24 protein-coding genes and 1 pseudogene are annotated in these 23,479 nt (G+C 35.1%); 19 read left to right on the top strand and 6 right to left on the bottom strand.

Annotated elements, in window-relative coordinates:
- Positions 1-63 precede the first annotated feature (63 nt).
- The gene (gene amyS / locus JFU23_RS05360) at positions 64-1,605 is read left to right on the top strand and encodes an alpha-amylase (RefSeq protein ID WP_201031538.1); all 1,542 of its coding nucleotides are present in this window, start codon (positions 64-66) and stop codon (positions 1,603-1,605) included.
- 92 nt (positions 1,606-1,697) lie between these two features.
- On the opposite strand, the gene JFU23_RS05355 is transcribed toward amyS, so the two are convergent.
- Positions 1,698-2,402, bottom strand: a complete 705-nt coding sequence (locus JFU23_RS05355) for an exosporium leader peptide-containing protein (RefSeq protein WP_201031537.1) — start codon at positions 2,400-2,402, stop codon at positions 1,698-1,700.
- Between the two features lie 449 nt (positions 2,403-2,851).
- Between JFU23_RS05355 and JFU23_RS05350 the strand changes: the two genes are divergently transcribed.
- From JFU23_RS05350 to JFU23_RS05330, 5 genes are all read left to right on the top strand, one after another.
- On the top strand, positions 2,852-3,568 hold the full coding sequence (locus JFU23_RS05350) for a hypothetical protein (RefSeq protein WP_201031536.1): 717 nt from the start codon (positions 2,852-2,854) through the stop codon (positions 3,566-3,568).
- 505 nt (positions 3,569-4,073) lie between these two features.
- Positions 4,074-5,975, top strand: coding sequence for an endonuclease MutS2 (locus JFU23_RS05345; RefSeq protein WP_201031535.1), 1,902 nt, complete (start codon positions 4,074-4,076; stop codon positions 5,973-5,975).
- Between the two features lie 6 nt (positions 5,976-5,981).
- Positions 5,982-6,506: a GNAT family N-acetyltransferase gene (locus JFU23_RS05340; protein WP_201031534.1), complete on the top strand. Its 525-nt coding sequence runs from the start codon at positions 5,982-5,984 to the stop codon at positions 6,504-6,506.
- Positions 6,507-6,666: 160 nt separating this feature from the next.
- Positions 6,667-7,377 carry a histidine phosphatase family protein gene (locus tag JFU23_RS05335; RefSeq protein ID WP_201031533.1) on the top strand — a complete coding sequence of 237 codons (711 nt, stop codon included), beginning with the start codon at positions 6,667-6,669 and terminating at the stop codon, positions 7,375-7,377.
- Between the two features lie 46 nt (positions 7,378-7,423).
- Entirely contained in the window at positions 7,424-7,876 is a 453-nt protein-coding gene (locus JFU23_RS05330) for a hypothetical protein (RefSeq protein WP_201031532.1), read from the top strand.
- A 76-nt stretch (positions 7,877-7,952) separates the two neighbouring features.
- Here JFU23_RS05330 and JFU23_RS05325 read toward each other — a convergent pair whose 3' ends face one another.
- Positions 7,953-8,918, bottom strand: coding sequence for a quinone oxidoreductase family protein (locus tag JFU23_RS05325; RefSeq protein WP_201031531.1), 966 nt, complete (start codon positions 8,916-8,918; stop codon positions 7,953-7,955).
- A gap of 122 nt (positions 8,919-9,040) precedes the next feature.
- Between JFU23_RS05325 and JFU23_RS05320 the strand changes: the two genes are divergently transcribed.
- On the top strand, positions 9,041-9,928 hold the full coding sequence (locus JFU23_RS05320; protein ID WP_201031530.1) for a LysR family transcriptional regulator: 888 nt from the start codon (positions 9,041-9,043) through the stop codon (positions 9,926-9,928).
- A gap of 129 nt (positions 9,929-10,057) precedes the next feature.
- Here JFU23_RS05320 and JFU23_RS05315 read toward each other — a convergent pair whose 3' ends face one another.
- A complete protein-coding gene (locus JFU23_RS05315; protein WP_201031529.1) occupies positions 10,058-10,546 on the bottom strand; it encodes a DinB family protein in 489 nt (162 codons plus the stop codon).
- Positions 10,547-10,749: 203 nt separating this feature from the next.
- Between JFU23_RS05315 and JFU23_RS05310 the strand changes: the two genes are divergently transcribed.
- Together JFU23_RS05310 and JFU23_RS05305 are read left to right on the top strand one after the other, a co-directional pair.
- Entirely contained in the window at positions 10,750-11,205 is a 456-nt protein-coding gene (locus tag JFU23_RS05310; RefSeq protein WP_002033453.1) for a DinB family protein, read from the top strand.
- 279 nt (positions 11,206-11,484) lie between these two features.
- Positions 11,485-12,521, top strand: a pseudogene (locus JFU23_RS05305) (DUF4003 domain-containing protein).
- Positions 12,522-12,643: 122 nt separating this feature from the next.
- Here JFU23_RS05305 and JFU23_RS05300 read toward each other — a convergent pair.
- Positions 12,644-13,408: a DUF817 domain-containing protein gene (locus JFU23_RS05300; protein WP_063225733.1), complete on the bottom strand. Its 765-nt coding sequence runs from the start codon at positions 13,406-13,408 to the stop codon at positions 12,644-12,646.
- A 275-nt stretch (positions 13,409-13,683) separates the two neighbouring features.
- On the opposite strand from JFU23_RS05300, the gene JFU23_RS05295 reads away from it, so the two are divergent.
- From JFU23_RS05295 to JFU23_RS05270, 6 genes are all read left to right on the top strand, one after another.
- Positions 13,684-14,718, top strand: coding sequence for a FecCD family ABC transporter permease (locus JFU23_RS05295; RefSeq protein ID WP_201031527.1), 1,035 nt, complete (start codon positions 13,684-13,686; stop codon positions 14,716-14,718).
- Positions 14,719-15,735, top strand: coding sequence for a FecCD family ABC transporter permease (locus JFU23_RS05290; RefSeq protein ID WP_201031526.1), 1,017 nt, complete (start codon positions 14,719-14,721; stop codon positions 15,733-15,735).
- A 21-nt stretch (positions 15,736-15,756) separates the two neighbouring features.
- Positions 15,757-16,665 carry an iron-hydroxamate ABC transporter substrate-binding protein gene (locus tag JFU23_RS05285; RefSeq protein WP_002014213.1) on the top strand — a complete coding sequence of 303 codons (909 nt, stop codon included), beginning with the start codon at positions 15,757-15,759 and terminating at the stop codon, positions 16,663-16,665.
- Between the two features lie 378 nt (positions 16,666-17,043).
- On the top strand, positions 17,044-17,595 hold the full coding sequence (locus tag JFU23_RS05280) for a GNAT family N-acetyltransferase (protein ID WP_002128401.1): 552 nt from the start codon (positions 17,044-17,046) through the stop codon (positions 17,593-17,595).
- Between the two features lie 79 nt (positions 17,596-17,674).
- Positions 17,675-18,034, top strand: coding sequence for a nuclear transport factor 2 family protein (locus JFU23_RS05275; protein ID WP_002128400.1), 360 nt, complete (start codon positions 17,675-17,677; stop codon positions 18,032-18,034).
- Positions 18,035-18,268: 234 nt separating this feature from the next.
- Complete coding sequence (locus tag JFU23_RS05270; protein ID WP_002033458.1) at positions 18,269-18,496, top strand: coiled-coil domain-containing protein; 228 nt, start codon at positions 18,269-18,271, stop codon at positions 18,494-18,496.
- A gap of 71 nt (positions 18,497-18,567) precedes the next feature.
- On the opposite strand, the gene JFU23_RS05265 is transcribed toward JFU23_RS05270, so the two are convergent.
- Entirely contained in the window at positions 18,568-19,893 is a 1,326-nt protein-coding gene (locus JFU23_RS05265; RefSeq protein ID WP_201031525.1) for an ArsB/NhaD family transporter, read from the bottom strand.
- 416 nt (positions 19,894-20,309) lie between these two features.
- Here JFU23_RS05265 and JFU23_RS05260 point away from each other — a divergent pair, with 416 nt between their 5' ends.
- Both JFU23_RS05260 and bshB2 read left to right on the top strand, forming a co-directional pair.
- Entirely contained in the window at positions 20,310-20,660 is a 351-nt protein-coding gene (locus tag JFU23_RS05260; RefSeq protein WP_000407039.1) for a YojF family protein, read from the top strand.
- Positions 20,661-20,675: 15 nt separating this feature from the next.
- Positions 20,676-21,338: a bacillithiol biosynthesis deacetylase BshB2 gene (bshB2, locus tag JFU23_RS05255; RefSeq protein WP_000439465.1), complete on the top strand. Its 663-nt coding sequence runs from the start codon at positions 20,676-20,678 to the stop codon at positions 21,336-21,338.
- A gap of 113 nt (positions 21,339-21,451) precedes the next feature.
- Here the strand turns inward: bshB2 and JFU23_RS05250 are convergent, their stop codons facing one another.
- Complete coding sequence (locus tag JFU23_RS05250; RefSeq protein WP_002087632.1) at positions 21,452-22,195, bottom strand: SDR family NAD(P)-dependent oxidoreductase; 744 nt, start codon at positions 22,193-22,195, stop codon at positions 21,452-21,454.
- A gap of 306 nt (positions 22,196-22,501) precedes the next feature.
- On the opposite strand from JFU23_RS05250, the gene JFU23_RS05245 reads away from it, so the two are divergent.
- Together JFU23_RS05245 and JFU23_RS05240 are read left to right on the top strand one after the other, a co-directional pair.
- Positions 22,502-22,780 carry a hypothetical protein gene (locus tag JFU23_RS05245; RefSeq protein WP_063218586.1) on the top strand — a complete coding sequence of 93 codons (279 nt, stop codon included), beginning with the start codon at positions 22,502-22,504 and terminating at the stop codon, positions 22,778-22,780.
- Positions 22,781-23,191: 411 nt separating this feature from the next.
- Positions 23,192-23,416: a hemolysin XhlA family protein gene (locus JFU23_RS05240; protein WP_002066432.1), complete on the top strand. Its 225-nt coding sequence runs from the start codon at positions 23,192-23,194 to the stop codon at positions 23,414-23,416.
- Positions 23,417-23,479: the final 63 nt, after the last annotated feature.

The raw sequence follows: 23,479 nt of genomic DNA, 5'->3' as shown, positions 1-23,479 counted from the left end.
AACGAATATTATAATAAATTTAACAAATTATGCAAACGTTTTCTTGAAGGGGATGGTGTAAATATGTTGAAAAGGATTACGGTAGTCTGTTTATTGTTTATTTTGCTTTTTCCTAATATATATGAGGGAAATAAGGCAGAAGCAGAAACAGTGAACAATGGAACATTAATGCAGTATTTTGAGTGGTACGCTCCGAATGATGGGAATCATTGGAATCGTTTGCGTTCCGATGCTGAAAGTTTAGCTCATAAAGGAATCACATCTGTATGGATACCACCTGCATATAAAGGGACTTCGCAAAATGATGTAGGGTATGGGGCCTATGATTTATATGATTTAGGGGAGTTCAATCAAAAAGGAACGGTGCGGACGAAATATGGGACAAAAGCACAGTTGAAATCTGCAATTGACGCTTTACATAAGCAAAACATCGACGTATACGGTGATGTAGTTATGAATCATAAAGGTGGGGCTGATTATACTGAAACCGTAACAGCTGTTGAGGTAGACCGTAACAATCGAAATATTGAAGTATCAGGTGATTATCAAATTAGTGCATGGACGGGGTTTAATTTTCCAGGGCGCGGAGATGCTTATTCTAATTTCAAATGGAAATGGTATCATTTTGACGGAACGGATTGGGATGAGGGAAGGAAATTAAGTCGAATTTATAAATTTAGGGGTGTAGATAAAGCGTGGGATTGGGAAGTGTCTAGCGAAAATGGAAATTATGATTATTTGATGTATGCAGATCTTGATTTTGATCATCCTGATGTTGCGAATGAGATGAAAAATTGGGGAACATGGTATGCGAATGAATTAAATTTAGATGGCTTTCGTTTGGACGCTGTTAAACATATTGATCATGAATATTTACGCGATTGGGTAAATCATGCCAGACAGCAAACGGGGAAAGAAATGTTTACAGTAGCTGAATATTGGCAAAATGATGTTCAGGCTTTAAACAATTATTTAGCGAAAGTCAATTATAATCAATCTGTGTTTGATGCACCGCTTCATTACAATTTTCATTATGCTTCAACAGGAAATGGGAATTATGATATGAGAAATATTTTAAATGGAACAGTAATGAAAAATCACCCTGCACTCGCAGTTACTCTCGTTGAGAATCATGATTCTCAGCCTGGGCAGTCATTGGAATCTGTAGTAAGTCCGTGGTTTAAGCCGCTGGCATATGCATTTATTTTAACTCGTGCAGAGGGCTATCCTTCAGTTTTCTATGGTGATTACTATGGGACAAGCGGAAATAGTAGTTATGAAATTCCAGCGTTAAAAGATAAAATTGATCCAATTTTGACGGTACGAAAAAACTTTGCATATGGTACGCAGCGTGATTATTTAGACCATCCAGATGTGATTGGCTGGACAAGAGAAGGCGATGGTGTACATGCTAATTCTGGTTTAGCGACATTACTCTCGGACGGACCAGGAGGATCAAAGTGGATGGATGTTGGAAAGAATAACGCTGGGGAAGTATGGTACGATATTACGGGTAATCAAACAAATACTGTAACAATTAATAAGGACGGGTGGGGGCAGTTCCATGTAAATGGAGGCTCAGTTTCCATATATGTTCAGCAGTAAATTTGTGATGAAAAGAAGAGGTAGACTGAAATATAAGTTTCCTCTTCTTTTTACATTGTTATCATTCCTAAATCTTTATTTTAATAAATGAACTAGTCGACTTTTGAAACAACAAGAGATGCATTGGAATAAATAATGTCACCCGTGGCTTCTCTTATTCGTACTCGAAGGACATCTCCTTGGTTTAAAGGTAATAGATCAATTCTAGCGGATGTAGTTCTTACCCCAGAACCACCACCAACTCGTGTTTCAATGGCGAATTGAATGGAATCATTTATTGTAAGGTTTAATATACTAGACGAAATAGCTTGTATCACAAATACAATTGAAAAGGATACAGAGTACACACCAGTGGTATCAATTGTAATGGAGTTGTCTACTGGGGTTAGAGTAGTTCCACTAACAGGTCCTGGAATTGTCAAATTAACATTTGTATTAACTACTGCTGAAAAACCGATACCTACTTCAGAAGTTATTGTTCCAAATACCGGGAGAATTCCTAAACCGGTCGCTCCAGTGGGACCGGTTATTCCGATTCCTGTCGCGCCGGTAGGTCCAGTTATTCCGATTCCAGTAATTCCTGTAACACCAGTAGGACCAGTTATCCCAATTCCAGTAGGTCCTGTAATCCCAGTGGGACCAGTTATTCCAATTCCAGTAAAACCTGTCGCACCGGTAGGTCCTGTGATTCCAGTAGGTCCAGTTGGGAATGTAAATGGTGGAATTGGTGGGAGTGTGGGGCCAATTAAATTTGGTTCAAGAGCAGGTCCATGTAAAATAATATTTTCTTTGCTCATATAGTAACCTCCTATGATTGCTTGTCATAATTATTAAATGTATTAGGGTAAGTAAATGACATTCGCAATAGCGGAGGCGCTTATTTAATTATTCTACAACGAAATTAAAGTTGCTACTTTAAAATTGGATACGATAAAAACCGTACTGTGATTGCTATAGAACTAAATATTAGTATGTTTTTAACGTGATTTTAATAGATGTTATATTTGCTTTACGATAAAATGATTATAGTGTAAAAATACACTATAAGTGTAAAGTAATAACAAATGGGTGTTTTTACACTTTTGGTTATTAGTTCTTTCTAAAGCAAGATGATGAGTTTTTATTATTCAAGTCAGCGAAGACAATTTGATGTAGCAGTTATTAGAGGAAGTTCTTTATATAAATCGTAATTTAAAATTTTTAAGGGTATTTCTGTATAGGAAGTAGTAGCAAAAGGAGAGGCGATATGAAAAAAACAAAAATGAAATATAGCATATTTTTTAGTTTATTACTATTAACATCATGTGATATATCGGATGAAGAAATTGAACAAAAAGCACAAAATTATACAAAAGCGGAGTATGGTATTTCGGTCAAACTAAACCAAGTTGAAACACTGGATAACGGAAAGGATTTTCTTGGTCCAAAGTGGCGGATAGTTTCTGTGCAGCAAGTCGATGAACCGTATTTGCAATTTCAACTTTCTTTAGATGGACAAATCTCTCCAGAAGTAAATAATGATAACTATAAAATAAAAAAAGAAGCGAATGATTTACAAGAAAAATTTAATACATATTATGGAGAGAAAGGGAATAACACTATACTTACTTTTGATCAAATGCAGACTGGGGATAATGTTTCCGATAAGAATGCTGAGAAAGAAATAGTGAAGAGAAATTTGAAGCAGTATTATACGGCAGTTTTTAGAAGTAATACTGTTTTAGATGTAAACAATCCTGTACATATGGAAACATTAGCGGAGGCTGCTAGAAGTATTCAGGAATTTAATAAAATTATTGAAAATAGTAAGGGTAACGTGGAAGATATAACGATTCAGCTGCCAAATACTAATAAAGATGTATTACAAAATATTGCTGTAGATTATATAGTAACGGCTGAAGATGCGAAAAAGACCCTTGAGAAAAAGGCTAATTATATGAAAGTTTTACAGTCTACAAAATGAAAAAAGCATTATCCGAAAAAATTGACCTTCCTCAGGTGTGAAAGGCAATAGTCTGACACCTTTACTTATTACAAAACATATAGTATGATGATTTCAATAAATTAGATTTCAATGAACATAAAATATAAATTAATGAGAGGTGCTTTTTGTGAGTGCGGTAGGTACTAAATAGGAAAAATTTAATGAAATAAATCGGATAAGACCAGGGGATTTTTATGTATATCATACCCCTAATTTTGTCATGCATTTATTTCGAAACCTATGAAGATACCTACAATACTTTATAAAGCGTGTAATAAGGGGAGTGCCATCTGTTTTTATGGCTTATTTTCTCATATGTTATTACACATGCCTTGTAAATGTAAAAGCTGCGGTATCCCCGCAGCTTTTTTGTATATATTTATGATGTATAAAAATGGTAATTGAATAATGTAGAACTCATTGGAATCTAATGAGTAGGTATCTTCATTTATGATATAAATCAATCATAGTGAGGAGAAACAAAATGAATATGATGACTTTTGAAAAGTTACAATATAACGAATTAAAGGATATAGTGAAATCTTATTGTGTAAGTGGATTAGGTAAGGAATTATTAAATAAATTAGAGCCGAGTACGAGTATAAAAGTAGTGAGAAATCGCTTAAATGAAACGACAGAAGCACGAGCTATAGTAGATGCAGAAGGGCATGTGCCTTTCTTCGGAATTTCTAATATCGCTAGTACAATTCAAAAATTAGAAAAAGGGATGATTTTAGATCCAGCAGAGTTAGTGAGTGTTTCAGACTTTTTACGTGGATGTAGAAAGATTAAAAAATTTATGTTAGATAAAGAATTTTTTGCACCAGTATTAGCTTCTTATGCGAATTCGATGACTGAATTTAAAAGTATTGAAGAGGAAATTAACTTTTCAATTAAAGGAAATAGCATTGATGCAGCGGCTAGTAAAGAGTTAAAACGAATTCGAAATAACATTGATTCTGTAGACGGAAAAATAAAAGAACGTTTAACGAAGTTTTTAAATAGTAGTGCAAATAAGAAATATATTCAGGAATTCTTTATTAGTAAGAAGGACGATAGGTATACGATTCCAATTAAATCTTCTTATAAAAATCAAGTTGCGGGAAGTATAGTTGAAGCTTCCGCTAAAGGTTCAACTGTATTTATAGAACCGCATACGGTTACAAAGTTAAATGCGGAACTCGCAAGTTGGAAAGCAGAAGAAGCGATGGAAGAGTATCAAATTTTAGCGACTTTATCAGGAATGGTATTAGAAAATATTTATCATATAAAAATTAATATGGAACTAATTAGCCAATATGATATGGTATTTGCGAAAGCGAAGTTTAGTAAATCAATCGATGGAATAGAGCCGAAATTAAACGATCATGGCTACATTCATTTAGTAAATTGTAAGCATCCGCTTTTAAGTGGAAAAGTAGTACCATTAAACTTTGAAATCGGTCAAGAATACCGTAGTTTAATTATTACTGGGCCGAATGCAGGCGGGAAAACAATTGTGCTAAAAACAATTGGATTGTTAACATTAGCGACAATGTCAGGCCTTCACATCGCTGGAGATAAAGAAACGGAAATTGCTATTTTCGAAAATATATTTGTAGACATTGGTGATAACCAAAGTATCGAAAATGCACTAAGTACATTTTCATCTCATATGAAAAATCTTTCTGAAATTATGAGGATGTCAAATAATAATACGTTACTGTTATTTGACGAAATAGGAAGCGGTACAGAACCGAATGAAGGTGCGGCGCTTGCGCTATCTATTTTAGAAGAATTTTACCTTGCGGGATGTATTACAATTGCGAGTACGCATTACGGTGAAATTAAACGCTTTTCAGAAATGCACGATGATTTTATGAACGCAGCAATGCAATTTAATAGTGAAACACTAGAGCCACTTTATAAATTAGTGATCGGTAAATCTGGTGAAAGCAATGCACTTTGGATTGCAAATAAAATGAATGTAAAAGAACATGTACTGCAAAGAGCGAAAGAGTATATGGGAAATAAAGAATACGCTATAGAAAAAGTGAATGAAAGTAAAATTAGAAAACCGAAATTCGTGCAAGAAAAAAGAGAAAATGACTATGAATATAAAATTGGCGACCGTGTGAATTTGTTAGATCATAACGATTTCGGGATTGTATATAAGGAAAAAGATAATTTCTATAATGTTGTTGTATATTATAACGGTGAATTCGTTGAAGTGAATGTAAAACGTATTACTTTAGAGGTAGCGGCGAAAGAATTATACCCAGAAGGATATGATTTAAATACACTATTTGTCGATTATAAAGAAAGAAAAATGCAGCATGATATTGAGCGCGGATCGAAAAAAGCGCTTCGTAAAATTGAAAAAGAAATAAGAAAGAATAGAGGATAATATAGAATGGTAACGATTAGACAAGAACAAAAAAATGATTATAGTAAGACAGAAGAAGTTGTACAACAAGCATTTTTAAATGAAGAATTTAGCGATAAAAAGGAACATGAACTTGTAAAACGTATTAGAGAATGTGACGCATTTATTCCAGAGTTATCAATTGTTGCGGTAGATGAGGAAATCGTTGGTCACATTATGTTATCGAAAATTACAATAGAAAAAGATGGGGCTTCTGTAGATTCATTAGCGCTTGCTCCAGTATCAGTTTCTCCAAGCTATCAGAAAAAAGGAATCGGCGGAAAACTAATCGCTTCTGCTTTAGAAAAGGCGGAAGAACTTGGATACGGATCAGTTGTTGTGTTAGGGCATCAAGAGTATTATCCAAAGTTTGGATTTAAGAAAGCAAGTGAGTGGAATATAAAAGCACCATTTGAAGTACCTGAAGAAGTGTTTATGGTAATGGAATTAACAGAAAATGCTCTTGAAGGTGTAGAAGGAATTGTACAATATTCGAGTGCTTTTACTGAGTAGGAGTATCGGTTAAGAAATGTAATCATAAAAGATGCTATCTTTTTGTAGGGATATACAGAAAGATAGCTTTTTTTATTAAGCAGATCTACTTACGTATATTTTGCTCAATGAATAATTGAGATGGTAAAATTGATATAGAAATGTAAAGGGAGAGAATAGAATGAAGAAGCGAGAAACAGATAGCAATGAGAATGTAGTTACGTTATATGTTACAAGACATGGAAAAACAATATTAAATACGAATCAGCGCGCGCAAGGTTGGGCAGATTCTCCGTTAGTAGAAAAAGGTGTGGAAGTTGCCTCTAATTTAGGAACAGGATTAAAAGATGTTCATTTTGCGAATGCGTATAGTAGTGATAGCGGTCGAGCAATTGAAACTGCTAATTTAGTATTAAAATATAGTGAGCAATCAAAATTGAAACTTGAGAAAAGAAAAGATTTACGAGAATTAAATTTTGGTATTTTTGAAGGTGAAAAACTTGAAAATATGTGGGATGTGGTTGGAAAAGCTGCGGGCGTTGCATCACCAGAAGAACTCATGAAGTTTTCTATTCAAGAGGTGATTAATCTTATTAGAGCAGCAGATCCTACGAAACAGGCGGAAGATTGGGAATTATTTTCTACTCGTATAAAAGCAGAGATTGATAAAATTAGTGAAGAAGCTGCTAAAAATGGTGGAGGTAACGTTTTAGTTGTAGTTCATGGGCTTTTGATTACTGCCTTAATAGAAATGTTAGACAGTAGTAAAACAAAACTGGGAGTGGAAAATGCTAGTGTGACGAAAATTGCATATCAAGATGGGAAGTACACAGTCGAATCAGTTGGGGATATGAGTTATGTTGCAAAAGGGAAAGAAAGTGTGGAAATTTAACAGGGTGTATTACGATTCCTTTTAGATTTTCAAAATGGGGGGAATAATGGATTTTCAAGATTTGATGGAATTTAAAGGATATATATATTTAAACAAATTGTTTGAACCTGAAGAAAATTCACTGAGGGTACTTATTGATAGGTGTAAAGTTAACAAAACTAAGGGACCCGCGAAAATTACAGATGAGGTTGAAATAGAAGCATCATCCATTGATGTTGATGACAATCTGCCAATTGTACAATTGGATTTTGAATCGTATGTTGCTTACTCCGTTACTAATGAATCGTTTACTGTAATGGATGACTACGAAATTTCAGAAGGTAGAATTTTTAGAGTTTACTCAAAATCAAGATATTTGGATTTCGTTAAAACAGGAACAATTGCTGAATTTATATTTCCTGAAGAGCAGTTCGTTCACTATCAAATTCCTTGTTTGAACCATATCATCGACATTATTTCATATGATGAGCCGAAAATTACTGGAATAAAAAGAAACTAATAAAATTCCATACTAAAAGAGCATCGGAATCGATGCTCTTTTAGTATGCTTATCTTTCCTTTTTAAAGTGGAACGATTACGGAATTAATAAAATCTTCCCAGTACTTTTATGGCTCTCTAATAATTCATGTGCAAGAGCACCATCTTGTAAAGCGAATGTAGTTGGACTCGCGATATTTAATTCTCCTGCAGTGATCCAATCAAATAATTGAGTAGAGCGTTGCTTGCGTTCTTCATACGTAGTAAGAACGTTCCAAAGGTCTCCACCTGTTAAAGTCTTTGAAGTATCCATAAGCATACGTGGATCTACAGGTATAGGATTACCGCCGGCCATTCCGTAAAATACGACAGTACCGCCAATTTTAGTAGCGTTAAAACTTTCCACGAGTGTAGAACCTACTGATTCATACACAACATTTACTCCGGCACCATTAGTCACCTCAAGTACTTTCGTATGCCACGCTTCAGTATATAAAAATACGTGATCAGCACCAGCTAACGTAGCTACTTGTGCTTTTTCTTTTGATGATGTAAGACCGATTACTGTTCCGCCCAGTAGTTTAATCATTTGAACGAGAAGTTGACCAACGCCACCAGCTGCGGCATGTACTAAAGCCATATCACCCTGTTTTATTTGATAGCTATCTTTCGTTAAATAATGTGCTGTTAATCCTTGTAATAAGACAGAAGCGGCTGTTTCAAAAGAAATAGAATCTGGAAGCGTAATTGCTTTTTCAGATGGAACGGCAACTAATTCTGCATTTGAGAATGGAACGTCAGCAAATGCAATGTGGTCTCCGGGATTGATAGTAGTAACGTTAGCTCCTACTTTTTCAACAATACCAGCGCCTTCATAACCTAATATATAAGGCGGATTGCCAGCGAGATGATAATCACCGCGGCGTCTATAAATATCAGCGAAATTTAAACCGATTGCTTGCATGCGAACAAGAACTTCATTTGGATTTATGATTGGATCATGTATTTCTTTATATTGTAGTACATCTGGACTTCCAAACTGTTCGAAACAAAGTGCTTTCATATGGAATACCTCCATTTTATTGTTTGTCGATGCTATTTATCATACAATACAAATATCAATAGACAAAGAGGATTATTTCGATGAAATCAATCGGAAATACCGATTGGAAAGGGGGATGATAAATGGAGATAAAACAATTAATTACATTTAAAGTAGCAGCGGACACTTTGAACTTTACGCAAACTGCGAAGAAACTGAACTTTGCTCAATCGAGTGTAACGGCGCAAATTAAAACGTTAGAGGCTGAGCTAGGCACGCCATTATTTGAAAGGTTAGGAAAACGTCTTTTCTTAACTGAAGCAGGCAGGAAGTTTCAACTATATGCTGATAAGATGATTGCACTCAGTAACGAAGCGAAAATGGCTGTGAAAGATGATGAGGAAATAGCGGGTACGTTAATAATCGGTGCACAAGAAAGTCAATGTACATATAGGCTTCCATCTATATTAAAGAAATTTAAAGCACAATTTCCCCAAATAAAGCTTATATTTAAACCTGCACATTCCAATAAAGATGCGAAGGAACAATTGATGGAGGGGAAAGTAGATCTTGTATTTATTTTGGACGAATGTAAAACAGAGGATGTTTTACATGTGGAGCCACTTATGAAAGAAGAATTAAAAGTAGTAGCTGCTCCTACGCATCGTTTACTTGAACAACCTTCCGTTTCTACAAAAGATTTAGAAAGCGAAACACTTTTACTAACAGAACTCGGTTGCTCGTATCGAACTTTATTTGAAGAGCTATTTCGTACAGAAGATGTGTATCCAGCAAATAAGATTGAGTTCGTTAGTGTCGAGGCAATTAAACAATGTGTTATTGCAGATTTAGGTATAGCCGTTTTACCCGCGATAGTAGTAGAAAAAGATATACGAGAGGGAACGATAAAAGAGTTACATTTAGAAAATGCAATTTCACCGATTTATACACAAATTGCTTGGCATAAAGATAAATGGATGACTGTACCACTGCAGCAATTTATTGATGTGACGAGGGAGTCATTTAATTAACAGTTGTTATAGGTGAACCAGTAATATAGTAAACGATTAAGTTATTTAAATAGATAAAGAGCATATTTTGAAAAAGATTAATCAAAACGTGCTCTTTATTTTTGTGTGCATTAAGTTCAGTTGTAGTAATTAACTAAGATCTGTATCAGGAGGCGTGTATCCGAGGTGACGAGCCATTGATACAAGTTGACCTTTATGATGAAATTCATGTGTTTCCGCATGAGTTAAAAGCCATAGCGGAGTTGTGCTCCAAGGTTCTTTTTGCCATTTCACTTCATTTGCTATATTTTCGAGCCAACGGTCATTGTATTCATCTAAAAAACGCATTACAACCTCATCGACTAACTTAAATCTAGCACGAACTTTCTCGACATCTGCATGCTCAATTTCATAATCACTAGCGAATGAAAAATCTGCTCGTTTTTGCTTGAATGCGAATGATCCAAGCCAGTATCGGTAGCAATCAGCTACATGAATATGGGTTTTTAAAATGCTGCCACTTCCGAAATTAGGAACTGTGCTGTGCAATTTTTCTAGTGGGATTTCTTCTAAAAACGAAAATAGAGTTTCTCTTGTAGAGCTAATAAGATTATATTGCTGTTTTAAAACATGTAACATGCAACTACACTCCTCTTTTATTTACTAAACTATTTGTGTAGTAAGTAATTCTATATTTACGAGGGGTGAACCTTTTTATTATTTTTACTAAGCATATTAGATGTTTTTCTTAATTGTTTCTGATAGATTAAACAAGGTGAAACTTTAATAAGTTTAACATCCTTAGTTCATAATAAATTGTACATAAAAAAGGAGACGATAAAATGAATAGAATAATTGGTTTAAAACAATTTGAAATAACGCGTGGGGCATTACTTCAATTTATGGAAACGTTAGATGATAAAACTGCGGATACGCAGCCGGAGGGCTTTAACAATACAATTCGCTGGCATATTGGTCACGTGTTAACGGCAGCAGAAGTTTTCATGTTTGGAAAAGAATTTAAACAATTACCAACTGAATATCCAGGTATGTTTGGATATGGTTCAAGACCATCTAAATGGAAAACAGAAGGGCCATCATTAGAAGTGTTAACGGTTCAATTAAAAGAACAAGCGAAGCGCATTCAAGAAATTCCAGCAGAAGCATTTGAAAATAAACTTCCAGAGCCATTTTTAGGGTTGGAAACAGTTGGAGAGCTTTACGGTATGATGCTTTATCATGAAGCAGACCATATTGGGCAAATGAAGGCGATGGAACGTATTATTAAGGCTCTTTAGTTTTGGGTAAAGTTAAATAATATATAGACAAAAAAAGGGTAGATAATTTATTATCTATCCTTTTTTGTTGTTGAACTTCTTGAAGGATTAAGGATTATGAACGCTAATCATCGTGATGCTGATGAAGAAGGAAAGAAAACCAACCAATTAGGATAAAGAAACACCCTAAATTTTATGGTAGTTATTATTTTTTTGTATTACTTAATAGAAAAATATTGAAAATAATACAGAAGAAAGTATAAGGTTGCAAAATCTGTATGAAATAGGGTATTCCTAAATATGGAATATACGTATAATAAAAGAGAGGAACTAGAAAATGGGGGAATACTATGATTACATTGGAACAAAAGTTGGAGCAATACACACATACATATGCACAGTTAAAGGGAGAACTAAAATGGAAAACGAGTGATTCTCGAACAGGTATGATGATTGCTGCTATGTATGCAGGTAGTGATAAACTGTTTGATCTCGGACGTTTTTTAGAAATTAGTAGTTATATTAAGAATCAGGTAGGGATGTTTTCATACTTAAAGTCTTATCATCGCTTTGTGGTGTCCGCAACATTAGATATTCACTTTACAGATTACAAGGAAGCTTTTCAGAGGTTTTTAGATTTATATGAGCAATTGGTCGCTGGTGGCTTTAGCCGGAGTATATTTACTTATCTCGCAGCAGCTGTGCTTTTAACAGAAGAAAATGAACAGCATGGCACGCACATTCAGCGTTCGATACAAGTATATAAACGCATGAAAAAGGATCATCTCTTTCTTACAGGTACAAATGATTATCCACTCGCGGTTTTACTAGCAGGACAATCAGAGAATGTAGAAACACTTATGGACCGAGTAGAACGTCTTTATCAGAAACTAGCGAAAGCTGGTTTGCGTAAAGGGAATGATCTTCAGTTTTTAAGTCATATCCTCTCACTAAAGAAGGATGTCCGTGAAGAAATGTTAGTTGCAAAATGCACAAACATATGGAAGTTGTTAAAACAAGAAAAGGTAAAAGTGAAACAGATGCATTATCCAGCTATCGGGCTACTAGCGTTACTTGAGGATGGAGAAAAAGAGATTCATTCTATTAAAGCGTTGATTGAAAAATTGCAGGGGGAGAAATTTTTCCGTTGGCATACAGATACGAATATTCTTATTGCTATTCAACTGTTTGTAAGTCAGAAAGGTGAGGAGAGTAAAGCTACCAACACAGGTTTACAAACTATGATAGAAGTCCTCATACAAGCACAACAGGCAGCTATGATGGCAACGATTGCCGCTTCATCTGCAGCAACCTCTTCTGCTAGTACTAGTTCATAATGTGCAACTGCTTATGCTCTCGTAAATTATGATGAACCTATAATGCCTTTGATGAGGATGGTTTAAAAAAGGCCCATCACTCTCTAATGAGTGATGGGCTAACTGTTTTTACATAATCAGCATTATCTTTTCGACTGCTTCAAATGTTTGAGTTGTGTAACAATCATAATGCTAATAACAACGAGTAAAAACCATGAGCTAATTTTGCTTAAGTGAACGAGGCTCCATGTTTCCCGTTGATTTGGATATTGCCATGCTCCGAAGAAGGTAGCGATGTTTTCTGCAATCCAAATAAAGAATCCGATAAGGAAAAATGAGAGTACGAGCGGCATTTTATATGTAACGCCTCGTAATGAAAATTCCACAAATGTGCGAAAGAAAACAATGAATAAAATTAAAGTTAATACCCATCTAAAGTCATATAGAAAATGATGTGTAAAAAAATTAAAGTAAATCATTGCTCCTAGAGGTATTGCAAAAATAGCTTTCGGCCAATGATGCATTTGTAAATGCAATCTTCTCCACGCTTGGCATATGTAACTTGCGACACTCGCATACATAAAACCGCTGTAAAGCGGAACTCCGAAAACTTTTGAATACGCCTCTTCAGGATAACTCCATGAACCGAAATGTACTTTATATATTTCTAGTAAAAGGCCGATGAGGTGGAAGACAGTAATTACTTTTAGTTCATCTTTTGTTTCAAGACCTGTTTTGTACATAATCCACTGCATAAGAAGACATACGATGAGTATGAAATCATATCGGTACAGCCCTGGAATCGAAATGATTTTTGAAAGAGCAAGTGTTAAAAAAATAATGACAGGGAACAAACAGGATAATGCTTGTTCATAAGTAAAATAGAGTAGTTGTTTTACATAAAACATGTTTTCACCTTCAGGATTATTATTTGAAAAATCAAAATAATAACTTAGTATACTACAAATTTGAAAATAAAACAGTACGTCATTTTGCATGTATTTGGAAGTTTTAGAAGGGAGTTGTAATAAGTATTTTGATAGTTTAACAAAGTAAAAAAAAGTTTGCTATTTAAAAAAAGTGGGGATATAATATCTAATTGAAAATGATAATTATTATCAATAATGATTATAAATACAAAATAATTATAAAAAAGAACTGAATATAAAGGATGAAATGAAACATGTTACATAAGTCTACTGTACATGCTGGCAATAATCGCTGGATACATATTAAGTTCATATGTTTCATGAGCTTAACAATTATATGTTTAATTGGAGCTATATTTTTAGCCGTTGCATTTGGTGCAAAGGATATCCATTTGCAAACTGTGTGGGCAGCGGTTTTTGATTATAATCCGAAATTAACACAGCATCAAATTATTTATGAATTAAGGCTCCCAAGGGTAATTGGCGCAGCAGTTGTAGGAGCTGCTTTTGCAGTCGCTGGAGCTGTTATGCAAGGGGTAACACGAAATCCTTTAGCTGATGCAGGTGTACTTGGAATAAATACAGGTGCGATGTTTGTAGTAGCACTTAGCTTTGCTTTTTTCCCGCATATGCCGTATTCCTATTTAATGATTGTCTCCTTTATTGGAGCAGTTTTAAGTACAGTACTCATTTTTATTATTGGATCAGCAACATCAGGCGGGCTAACGCCGATGAGGTTAACGATTGCAGGGGCAGTTATGGCCGCGCTTTTACATTCGTTAAGTTCAGGTGTCGCGATTTATTATGACTTAAGCCAAGATTTAGCGTTTTGGTATGCTGGTGGTGTTGCGGGGGTTAAGTGGGAACACTTGAAATTTTTAGTGCCTATTATTCTCATAACAATTGTTTTTGCGACAGCGCTAGGGCGATCTATTTCACTCATATCCATGGGGGATGATGTCGCTACAAATTTAGGTGTAAAAACGAACCGAACGAGAATACTCGGGATGATTACGGTAGTGATTCTAGCAGGTGTTTCTGTTTCAGCTGTTGGTTCCATTGGATTTGTAGGATTGGTCATCCCGCACATTGCTAGAAAATTAGTAGGTGTTAATTATCAACTTATTATTCCTATGTCAGCATTATTAGGAGCTATTTTATTAGTTTTAGCTGATTTAGGAGCAAGAACAGTAAATCCTCCTAAAGAACTTGCGATAGGAATTATGGTAGCTCTTGTTGGAGTTCCGTTCTTCCTTTATATAGCACGTAAAGTTGGGAGGGAGTTATAAGTGAAGGATCTTTTTAGCACGGATAAAAAGAGAGCTATTACTGTAACTACAATTTTCGGATGTATAAGTATCGCTGTAATTTTGATTAGCTTAAATACGGGAACGCTGAGCATCGCACCGCTCAAAGTAATTCAAACGCTTTTTGGCTATGGTGATTTTGAGAGTGCAACCGTGCTATACGATTATCGTATGCCAAGAATTATAATCACAATGTTAGCAGGTATTGGCCTTGGGGTTTCCGGTGCGATTTTGCAAGGATTATCTCGTAATGCACTCGCAGATCCCGGGATTCTTGGATTGCATTCAGGTGCATCTTTCGGGATTATTATATTCGTTACTCTCTTTCATTCTATTAACGAGAGTGCATCGATTTTAATACCGTTATTTACATTTGGCGGAGGAGTGTTAGCTGCATTTCTTATTGTTTTGCTTGCGAGTGATCGGTCAAAAGGTTTACTTCCCATTAGACTTATTCTTGTTGGTATTGCAGTTTCAGCTGGTTTTAGTGCACTTTCGTTATTTTTCTCGCTCAAGTTAAATGATGAGACGTATACATTCGCTTCTAGGTGGTTAGTTGGTAACGTGTGGGGAAGAGATTGGATTCATGTCCTAGCATTATTACCTTGGATTTTGATACTAACTCCGTACGCATGGCTGAAATCCAAAACGTTAAATGCACTGTCACTAGGTGATAGTGTAGCAGCAGGACTTGGTGTATCTGTTCAAAAAGAACGGTTACTGCTTTTAGCTACAGCGGTAGGATTGTCTTGTGCAAGTGTATCAATGGCAGGGGGAATTGGCTTTATCGGCTTAGTTTCTCCGCATATCGCAAGAAAGTTAGTAGGTAGTACATATCAACATTTCCTTCCGTTAGCTGGCATAATTGGAATGATTATTTTAGTACTCGCGGATAGGATAGGGCGATCTTTATTTGAGCCAAACTCTATTCCAGCTGGCGTAGTAGTAGCGGCTTTAGGTGCGCCATATTTTCTTTATTTACTTACAAAAACAAAATAAATACTTCAAAGAGGAGAACATATGAAAAAGAAACTTACTATTTTATTTAGCATTATGTTTATTTTAGTATTATCAGCATGTGGTCAAACGAAATCTAGTGAAGAGGCAACTAAAAAAACTGAAAAAAGTAATGATCCAAAAATTGCTTCTATGTCTATTCATTTAACGAATAACTTACTTGCATTAGGAATTACACCGGTAGGTTCTGTAATTGGTGGAGATTTAAAAGATTTCTTACCTCACGTGAAAGAACAGTTGAAAGATACGAAGAAACTGGGCGTTGTAACAGATCCGAATATGGAAGCATTACTACAATTAAAGCCATCTGAAATTTATGTGGATGAAAAATATGCTGGCAAAGATTTAGCGAAATACGAAAAAATTGCAAAAACACATACTTTTAATTTAGATGAAGGTACGTGGAGAGATCATTTAAAAGAAGTAGGTAAACTTGTAAACCGTGAGAAAGAAGCAGATAAATATATTCAAGACTATGAAGAACAATCAAAACGAGTAAAAAGTTTAATAGATAAAGAGTTAGGTAATAACGAAAAAGTAATGGCAATTCGCGTTACCGCAAAAGAATTACGTGTATTTAGTACGAAAAGACCGATGGGACCAATTCTATTCCAAGACTTAGGATTACAACCTGCAAATGGTGTAGAGAAAATTGATGGAAACCGTCCTTTCGAAGTAATTTCACAAGAAGTATTACCTGACTTTGATGCGGATGCTATTTTCGTTGTCGTAAACAGAGACGATAAAGCAAAAGCAGCATTTAAACAACTGCAAGAAACACCAATTTGGAAAGACTTAAAAGCTGTTAAGGGTAAGCACGTATACATTATTAATGATCAACCATGGCTTGACTATTCTGCTTTAGGTAACAAAATGGCAATGGATGAAGCAGAGAAAATGTTTACGAAATAATACAGTTTTGCTATTAGGAAAGGCCCTCTAAATTTGGAGGGTCTTTTTATTGTTGTTATTGTTAGAATAAATGAAAAATTATACAATGAAGTTAATTCAATGCAAGGGAGATGTGCCAATGTCAGCACTTATTGTAAGTATCCCGTTAAAAAAACAGTTTATGGAACAAGGGGATAAAGTGAAACTTTAATCAGTGGGGGTTTTGTTCATCCCCCACTGATTATTAGCCTTCACCAATCGGGCGTTTACGGGCAGCCCGACTCCCACCTAACTTCTTCGCTCCAGCTGAATTTTGAGGTGGGAGTCTTACTGCCCGTTAATGCGGGATAAATAGGCTAGAATTATTGTCCCCGCTATTTAAAAAAGGGGGAGTTTTAGATGACGATGAATCTTTTTCAAAATAAAACTATTAAATTATCAGCTATTAGAGAAGCGGATGCTGAAGTAATGGCTATGTGGCAAGAGGATAGTGAGTACTTAAGAAATGTAGATACAGACTTGGCATTCCCGCAATCGTTACATGAAATAGCGAGTGATGGGCTATTAAAGGGACGGAGATCGAATAGTGTTTCTTTCATGTTAAGAACAGTTCAAGATGATCGCTTAATTGGTTTTGTTGCAATTCACGGCATAGAGTGGAATAACAGAACAGGTCTATTAGCAATTGGTATAGGAGAGGCAAATGATAGAGGAAAAGGGTTTGGGAGAGAAGCAGTGCATCTTATTTTAAAGTATGCGTTCTATGAAATGAATCTACACCGCGTCGGTCTCGATGTTATTTCTTATAATAAAGCAGCCATTGTACTGTATAAAAAGATGGGATTTCAGATGGAAGGATGTATGAGGGAAGCAGTTCAAAGAGATGGAAAGTGTTTTGATCGTATGATTATGGGGATATTGCGTGATGAATGGATAGAGCTGCAGAACTAGCAAAAACATACAGAATAATTGTGTAGTGTAGAGTGAAAAGTTGTAATATTTGGGTAATGATGAGCGGAGGAGTGTACTAATGGAAGGTTTATCTTCATTAAGAGAGTGTTTATATCAGCTAGAGGAACGATTACTTAAACCAGGGGTTCGCACATCTCAAAAGGAGCTTAAAAAGATACTTGCCGCTGATTTTTTTGAGTTTGGGAGTTCTGGTAAAGTTTTATATAAAAATGAGGATATCGATAAAAATGGAATTGGTGTGGTAAAAATGACTTTGAGTGATTTTGAAGTACATCCATTATCCAAAGATGTAGCATTAACTACTTATCAAATATTCAATGAAATGAATAATCAACACTCTTTACGTAGTTCGATATGGAAATTTAGAGAAGGAAGATGGCAAATGTATTTTCATCAAGGTACACCTGCTAAATTTTAGTGAAGCTTTTTGTATGAAAAAGAAACTATAAAGAATAGAATTGTTGAATATATTAGTCCTTTATATATATAAAGAACTAATGAAAGTTGTCTTTCTAAAATATCTAAATTTATTCTTAAAAGGGTCTTGTTAATAAAGGTACATTCCATATTATATATGTAGTATGCAGGAGATATAACGATAATTGGCGAAATTTTACAGTGAACGGATTGAATTTATAAGGAGTTATGCGAGATGAACTTAGAAAAAAGTAAGCCAGTAAATGAAGAGGTCGCTGAATTAAAAGAACTAATTAAAGAACTACACGGAAGTGTACATCAACTTCAAAGTGAAGTGCAGCAACTAAGGCACGAAAGACCAGTTGTTGAAGTGAGAAAAGGTGTTCAACTATCACCAACAATCATCGGACAAATTGGTGGTATGATTTTAGGTGGATTGGCAATTATAGGTATATTTTGGTGATGAAAAAAGGTTTGTAGCATAGTGCTGCAAACCTTTTTTATTTGACGACATAATTTCATGCAATACAACTTCTACATTAAATAACGTAAATAAATGTAAGCATGTGATAACAATAGCGCAATGATCGTTAAGGGGAAACCGATTTTTAAGAAGTCCATATAAGAGAACCCATGTCCTTCACGTTTTGCAATACCAGCAACGACTACGTTTGCTGATGCTCCAATTAATGTTCCGTTGCCTCCTAGGCAAGCTCCAAGTGATAACGCCCACCATAGTACTTCAATTTGCGGAGAATCGACAGCTAGTCCGAGTCCTGTAGCTAAATCTTGAATAAGTGGAATCATCGTTGCGACAAATGGGATGTTATCAATTGTCGCAGATGCGATGCCAGATACCCATAAGATAAGTATAGCAGCGAAACCGATATCGCCATTTGTTACGTCGAGTACTTCTTTTGCGAGTGAAGAAATAAGTCCGATATCAATTAATCCGCCAACGAGAACGAATAGTCCAGCGAAGAAGAAAATTGTTACCCATTCAACGTGGGCAAATACATCTTCAATATCATGTTCTTTCACACCGATTAACATAAGAAGTGTAGCACCTGTCATCGCAATAAGGGCAGCGTCTACATGAATAATAGAATGAAGTATAAAGCCTAAAATAGTTAGTCCTAAAATCGTAATGGATTTTAAAAGGAGGCTCTGATCTTTAATATAATCTTTTTCATTTAATGCCATTAGCTTTTCGATTTGCTCAGGCGTTGTTTTTAGTTTGTTGCGATACATGAAGTAAATAATGCCAAGTGTAACGATAGAAATAATGATTACGATTGGAGCTAAGTTTAGTAAAAAGGCATTAAAGTCTAAATGCTTATTAGCTGATCCAATCATAATGTTAGGCGGGTCACCAATTAATGTTGCTGTTCCGCCTATATTTGAAAATAGTACTTCTGAAATTAAATAAGGAACAGGATTTACTTTTAAAATACGTGTAATGGATAGTGTAACAGGTACGATTAATAATACGGTTGTTACGTTGTCCAAAAATGCAGAACCGACAGCAGTTAATAGGGATAGTAATAATAAAATGCGGATTGGTTTTCCGCCAGCTGCTTTTGCTGCTTTTATGGCTACAAATTCAAATACGCCTGATTGACTCGTAATATGTACGAGAATCATCATCCCAATTAAAAGGGTAATCGTTTCCCATTGAATATGCGATGTGAAAGCAGTATGTAAATCTACAATTCCAAAAATAATCATAATAGCAGCACCGAATAGTGCGATTACAGCACGATTCAATTTCTCAGAAATAATAAAACCGTACGTGACTAAAAATACGGCAATTGTAAAATAATATTGCCAATTTGCTACTTCATGTGCTGATTGTTCCAATCATGTCACCTTCTTTAAAGTATGTATTCAATTGTCGAAATGTATCTCGCTGTATTAATACGGGATAAAATATATTGTAGCAAATTCAAAAAAGAAAGAAAACTATTTAACAAAGTGAAGGAAAAAATGTGATTTTTACATATCATATAAAGTGAAACTTTAATCAGTGGGGGTTTTTGTTCATCCCCCACTGATTATTAGCCCTCACCAATCGGGCATTTACGGATAGTTGATTTCCCACCTAGCTGACGTGTGTTCGCTGGATTTTGGGGTGGGAATCTTACTATCCGTTAATGCGGGATAAAAAATATAAAAAACACAGTGCAAATTATTAGGAAAAGTGGGCGTTGTCCTCTAATATAGAGATAGCAATTTACATTATTTTTGCGTAAAATGGTTTAAAGAGGTGAATTCCGATGGAAATAGTAAAAGATAGTTCTCTTATTCAAAATGAAATTGAACGTTTTGTAAATAAAGATGTATATATTCATTTAGAAACGACGAATGGAGCGTATGCGTCACACTTTAATGAAAAGATGATGACAGTAGGAGCATTCATTCGAAATGCAATTATTCGCTTTGAGCGTGGGAAAATAACTGGAACAAACCCATACCGAGTTGGTTTGAAAATGGATCATGGCTGGGTATATGCAGAAGGCATTACGCACTGGGAAGTAGACGATAAAGAGCGTTTATTACTAGCAGGGCATGATAACCAAGGCCGCTTAGCGGTAGCGCTTGAGCTAAGCTTAACGCCATTTAAGTAAGAAGGAGGGAAACTTATGGAGAGACATGTACTTGTTGTATTTCCGCATCCAGATGATGAAGCATTTGCTGCGGGAGGAACAATTCGCTTATTAACAGATCAAGGAGTACCTGTAACGTACGCATGTGGTACTCTTGGACAAATGGGACGTAACATGGGGAAAAACGTATTCGCTAACCGTGAAACGATTCCAAATATACGTGAAAAAGAATTAAAAGATGCATGTGAAGCGATGGGGATTCAAGATTTAAGAATGCTCGGTTTCCATGATAAAACGTTAGAATTTGAAGATGTTGATTTTGTTGCCGATAAAATCGAAGCGATTATTCAAGAAGTAAATCCATCTCGAATTATTACATTTTATCCAGAACACGGCGTACATCCGGATCATGATGCATTTGGTCGCGCTGTAGTTCGCGCTGTATCACGTATGCCTAAAGAAGAACGTCCAGCCATTCATGCGGTTGCGATTACGAGAAATCGCGAAGCAGTACTCGGTGAACCGGATGTTGTAAATAATATTAGTGAAGTATTTGAACATAAATTAGCTGCACTAGGCGCGCATCGTTCACAAACGGAAGCGATGCTAGAAGAAACGCATGCAAAAATAAAAAACAAAGACGCAGCAACATTAAAATGGCTGCAACTTGAACAGTTTTGGACTTATAAATGGGAGTAGGCTAGAAGGGTACCTTCTAGTAGCTCTTACATAGAAAAAGCGCCGTCACTTGTGATGGCGCTTTTTGTATTAAAGACTATATATTTCTTAGAGCCGTACTTCAAATTTTAAAATTAGCGTGCAGTATAGCCTCCATCAACAAGAAGTGTTGTACCATTAACAAAGCTAGCATCATCACTTGCTAAAAATAAGACAGCTTTGGCTATTTCTTTTGGTGTTCCAAGTCTGCCTTGTGGATGAAGTGAAGCTAAATATTCTTTCTGTTGAGGATTAACACTACCAAGTAAAGGGGTGTCAATATAGCCAGGGCACACCGCATTAATACGTATTCCATATTTAGCGTAGGCAGTACATAAATTTTGAGTTAATAGTTTCACACCACCTTTTGCAGAGGAGTATGCTGTTGGGGTAGGTAATGAAACAAAACTATGAATCGAACCAGCGTTAACGATGACACCGCCTGTACCTTGTTTAAGAAATTGTTCAATCGAATATTTATCAGAAAGGAATACCCCAGACAAGTTAATATCAATGGTTCTTTTCCATTTTTCATAGGACAGTTCGTTTGCCGGTGCATCATCAGCAACGCCGGCATTGGCATACATAATATCTAATTTACCGTATTTACTTACTGTCTCATGGATTAGCTGTTTAATATCTGCTTCTTTTGTTACATCAGTTTTAATAAATAATGTATTATATCCATGTGCATTCAATTCATCTGATAGGCCTTTTCCACGTTCAGAAAAGTCAGCAATAACTACTTTTGCACCTTCTTCAATAAAAAGGCGAACAGTGGATTCACCAATTCCACTTGCACCACCAGTTATGATTGCTACTTTGTCTTTTAATTTCATATAAACCTCTCCATTCATCAATGAATTTAAGTCAAATTTTTTAGTCTGGTTATATCACTATTAACCTTAAATAATAAGTAGATAGAAGAAAAAATTAGAGTTTACTTAATTGTGAGAGTACTAATTTTTTTCTTTATTTTCTTTATTTACTTTCTTTCTTTCTTTCTTTCTTTTTTGCACTTAATCCTTTTAGAAATGATATTTAGTAATAGTGTATAAGAAGCGTATATTTTGAATTACTTAATAGATTGATATATATTTATATTGATTAAATGATTTTAGTTTGTTAAAAATGGGGAAATCGATATGAAGATTAAATTTGCTGTAATAAAAGATGAAAATTTTGATTTTAGTCTATTAGAAACAAAATTATTGAAAACCTTTAAGGAAGTGGATAGTAAAGCTGATATTGTAAAAGTTGAGGATGAAATTTTTGAAAACAATGCTATTCAAACACATTTAGTGGCAATCAGCATTAATGTTCATGGGAAAAATATCGGATATAGATCTGCTTCAGCTAGTATATTTCTTGTACTAGAGAGTTTATCAATACAGCTAGTTCATATTAATATTAGTATACATTAAGTAGCTAAAAAAGCTGATTTTTAAGAAGAGAATACTGACTATATTGAGTTTTAAATGTGAGAATGGTGATTTAAATAATAGTAATTATCGTAGGTGCTACCGCATGTTGGATTGCATCTTGTTTGTTGTTAAAAAATAAAAAAGGCTTTAAATATGCTACAGGTCTTTATGAAACGGCATATAAAGAGTACTTAGAATACATTATTAAAGTGGAATAATGAGATTTCTTTTTATAGCACATATTATCTAAACGAAGACTTATATATAGGAGAATGGAAACGTGTAAGTAATTCAATTAGATTGTACAAATAATTTGGTGTGCGGATATACGGAATGTATTCACAGGTAAGAGGGTTGTCTCATAATATATATATAGTTTTTTCTATTGAGATGAACAGATGGTGTGAATATATGGAAGATGTTTACGCTAAAATTGACAGTCTCAAGGCGGAGCAAAAAGAAATTATGAGAGACATTCGTAATTTAGAAACGCGTACCACTATTAATGAGAAAGACATAGCAACAATCAATAAGCAATTGGAAAAAATAAGTACAAACATAACTTGGATTTTGCGAATTATTATAAGTGCAATAGTAATGTCAGTTTTGGGGTTGATATTAAAAGGGATGATTTAATCTTGTGAAATAGGACGATATAAAAGAAAGAGGGGAGCGTCCCCTTTCTTTTATGTAAATGAG

Source organism: Bacillus sp. TH50 (genome assembly GCF_016650565.1).
Classification (GTDB): domain Bacteria; phylum Bacillota; class Bacilli; order Bacillales; family Bacillaceae_G; genus Bacillus_A; species Bacillus_A mycoides.
This window is presented reverse-complemented; position numbering and strand designations above follow the sequence as displayed.

Coding starts and splice junctions, on each gene's coding strand:
- JFU23_RS05340 (WP_201031534.1), top strand. CDS start 5,982: ATGGTAACGATTAGACAAGAACAAAAAAATGATTATAGTAAGACAGAA.
- JFU23_RS05285 (WP_002014213.1), top strand. CDS start 15,757: ATGAAAAAGAAACTTACTATTTTATTTAGCATTATGTTTATTTTAGTA.
- JFU23_RS05315 (WP_201031529.1), bottom strand. CDS start 10,546: ATGTTACATGTTTTAAAACAGCAATATAATCTTATTAGCTCTACAAGA.
- JFU23_RS05295 (WP_201031527.1), top strand. CDS start 13,684: ATGTTACATAAGTCTACTGTACATGCTGGCAATAATCGCTGGATACAT.
- JFU23_RS05325 (WP_201031531.1), bottom strand. CDS start 8,918: ATGAAAGCACTTTGTTTCGAACAGTTTGGAAGTCCAGATGTACTACAA.
- JFU23_RS05270 (WP_002033458.1), top strand. CDS start 18,269: ATGAACTTAGAAAAAAGTAAGCCAGTAAATGAAGAGGTCGCTGAATTA.
- JFU23_RS05275 (WP_002128400.1), top strand. CDS start 17,675: ATGGAAGGTTTATCTTCATTAAGAGAGTGTTTATATCAGCTAGAGGAA.
- JFU23_RS05300 (WP_063225733.1), bottom strand. CDS start 13,408: ATGTTTTATGTAAAACAACTACTCTATTTTACTTATGAACAAGCATTA.
- JFU23_RS05355 (WP_201031537.1), bottom strand. CDS start 2,402: ATGAGCAAAGAAAATATTATTTTACATGGACCTGCTCTTGAACCAAAT.
- JFU23_RS05330 (WP_201031532.1), top strand. CDS start 7,424: ATGGATTTTCAAGATTTGATGGAATTTAAAGGATATATATATTTAAAC.
- bshB2 (WP_000439465.1), top strand. CDS start 20,676: ATGGAGAGACATGTACTTGTTGTATTTCCGCATCCAGATGATGAAGCA.
- JFU23_RS05245 (WP_063218586.1), top strand. CDS start 22,502: ATGAAGATTAAATTTGCTGTAATAAAAGATGAAAATTTTGATTTTAGT.
- JFU23_RS05335 (WP_201031533.1), top strand. CDS start 6,667: ATGAAGAAGCGAGAAACAGATAGCAATGAGAATGTAGTTACGTTATAT.
- JFU23_RS05345 (WP_201031535.1), top strand. CDS start 4,074: ATGAATATGATGACTTTTGAAAAGTTACAATATAACGAATTAAAGGAT.
- JFU23_RS05350 (WP_201031536.1), top strand. CDS start 2,852: ATGAAAAAAACAAAAATGAAATATAGCATATTTTTTAGTTTATTACTA.
- JFU23_RS05250 (WP_002087632.1), bottom strand. CDS start 22,195: ATGAAATTAAAAGACAAAGTAGCAATCATAACTGGTGGTGCAAGTGGA.
- JFU23_RS05310 (WP_002033453.1), top strand. CDS start 10,750: ATGAATAGAATAATTGGTTTAAAACAATTTGAAATAACGCGTGGGGCA.
- JFU23_RS05280 (WP_002128401.1), top strand. CDS start 17,044: ATGACGATGAATCTTTTTCAAAATAAAACTATTAAATTATCAGCTATT.
- JFU23_RS05240 (WP_002066432.1), top strand. CDS start 23,192: ATGGAAGATGTTTACGCTAAAATTGACAGTCTCAAGGCGGAGCAAAAA.
- JFU23_RS05260 (WP_000407039.1), top strand. CDS start 20,310: ATGGAAATAGTAAAAGATAGTTCTCTTATTCAAAATGAAATTGAACGT.
- amyS (WP_201031538.1), top strand. CDS start 64: ATGTTGAAAAGGATTACGGTAGTCTGTTTATTGTTTATTTTGCTTTTT.
- JFU23_RS05320 (WP_201031530.1), top strand. CDS start 9,041: ATGGAGATAAAACAATTAATTACATTTAAAGTAGCAGCGGACACTTTG.